This window comes from endosymbiont of Riftia pachyptila (vent Ph05), assembly GCF_000224455.1.
GTDB classification, from domain to species: domain Bacteria; phylum Pseudomonadota; class Gammaproteobacteria; order Chromatiales; family Chromatiaceae; genus Endoriftia; species Endoriftia persephonae.
Genome location: NZ_AFOC01000178.1, coordinates 1 through 1,422, shown reverse-complemented (window position 1 = coordinate 1,422; position 1,422 = coordinate 1). Strand labels below are relative to the sequence as shown.

The following is a 1,422-nucleotide window of genomic DNA, read 5'->3' as shown; positions in this document are numbered from 1 at the left end:
GCAATTCAGCGGCGACAAAAAGTGGAGCGCAGCGGAGCTTTTTGGCGTCCGACTGAAATTGCCTTGTTATGTGCAATGCCATGACGTACAATATTAAGTACATGTACCACATTAGGATGCGTAACAATGAAAGCCCTTAGCTATACTGCTGCCCGCTCGAACCTAGCCAAAACTATGGAAAGCATATGTGATGACCACGAACCTGTTGTTATTACTAGGAAAAATGAACGATCGGTTGTCATGCTCTCACTTGAAGATTATGAATCTCTAGAGGAAACAGCATACCTTCTTCGTAGCCCCAAGAACATGAAGAGGCTTATCGAATCTATTTCTCAAATTGAGAATGGCAATGGAAAACCAAGAGAATTAAGCGAATGAACCTCATTTTTGCCGATCATGCCTGGGATGACTACCTATATTGGCAAAAGGTCGATAAAAAAATGATTAAGCGCATCAACTCACTAATAAAAGATATTCAACGCTCACCTTTCGAGGGCATCGGTAAACCAGAGCCACTTAAGCATGCCTTATCCGGCTACTGGTCTAGGCGGATAAATGATGAACACAGAATCATTTACAAAGTTGACTCTGAATCCGTTCATATTGCTCAACTTAGATACCACTACTAACCCTCAATTGCACATAACGCCCTCATCAGCGACAGGCGAAAGGGGCGCGATTTTTTGCGGATGCAAAAATCGTGAACCTTTTGACTGTCCGCTGGATGAATTTGTTAGCCTTTTTTCTGTTTAGGTATAAGTAAAAATCTTACATCTCTTCTAATATTTTCTAAGCTTATTTTTGCGCCTTTAATTTTAGAGCTACTCCACGCCTCACCGTCTTGCCAAAAACGACTTTTAAGGCTGAAGCGGCTTGCGATATTGCTGTCGAATTGTCTAGTTAGATTCGCGACTCTGTCCCATTTTTGCGCTAACAGCAACTGCTCGTGTCGTTTAGCGCTGCTGTTTGTAAAGTCGGTGTCGTAGTAAGTAACCGTGGAATAATATGCATCACCTAATGCTTGTAGAGATTCATTGACTCTATTCTGTTCATTCTCACGACGTGAGTCTAGAACGGCTAATAGAGCGATAACGGCACCTGATATTATTTCCCAGCCCAATTCTTTCTCCTTATGAGGCTAGCGCCTTGCTCACCGGTAAATTAGGAGCGCAGCGAGTAATTTATCCGTGTGCAGCGCCTTGTTCAGCGTCTACTGCGCCTTGTGTTACTTTCCCGTATCGCCTTTTCATACGATCACAAGTATCTCTCACCTTTCTTCGAATAACATGTTCAGGCTGATCTTCATTTTTTTCGCGAACTCTATTTGCTATTTCTATTAATTCTCTAGGCATATATTCTGATGCATCAGCCTCAAAAAAAGAGGAAGTAATTGTTCTTGATTTCTACTAAAATTTTTCCTAG

3 protein-coding genes are annotated in these 1,422 nt (G+C 41.9%); 2 read left to right on the top strand and 1 reads right to left on the bottom strand.

Features of this window, described 5'->3' with window-relative positions; genetic code table 11:
• The first annotated feature begins 126 nt into the window (after nucleotides 1-126).
• Both RIFP1SYM_RS17220 and RIFP1SYM_RS16090 read left to right on the top strand, forming a co-directional pair.
• Complete coding sequence (locus tag RIFP1SYM_RS17220; protein ID WP_081417794.1) at nucleotides 127-378, top strand: type II toxin-antitoxin system Phd/YefM family antitoxin; 252 nt, start codon at nucleotides 127-129, stop codon at nucleotides 376-378.
• A complete protein-coding gene (locus RIFP1SYM_RS16090) occupies nucleotides 375-629 on the top strand; it encodes a Txe/YoeB family addiction module toxin (protein ID WP_039960868.1) in 255 nt (84 codons plus the stop codon). Before RIFP1SYM_RS17220 ends, RIFP1SYM_RS16090 begins: the two co-directional genes overlap by 4 nt.
• 104 nt (nucleotides 630-733) lie before the next feature.
• Here RIFP1SYM_RS16090 and RIFP1SYM_RS17680 read toward each other — a convergent pair whose 3' ends face one another.
• Nucleotides 734-1,120, bottom strand: coding sequence for a hypothetical protein (locus RIFP1SYM_RS17680; RefSeq protein WP_138921959.1), 387 nt, complete (start codon nucleotides 1,118-1,120; stop codon nucleotides 734-736).
• Nucleotides 1,121-1,422: the final 302 nt, after the last annotated feature.

Excerpts from the sequence above, each read along its gene's own strand:
- RIFP1SYM_RS17220 (WP_081417794.1), top strand. The coding sequence starts at position 127 with ATGAAAGCCCTTAGCTATACTGCTGCCCGCTCGAACCTAGCCAAAACT.
- RIFP1SYM_RS16090 (WP_039960868.1), top strand. The coding sequence starts at position 375 with ATGAACCTCATTTTTGCCGATCATGCCTGGGATGACTACCTATATTGG.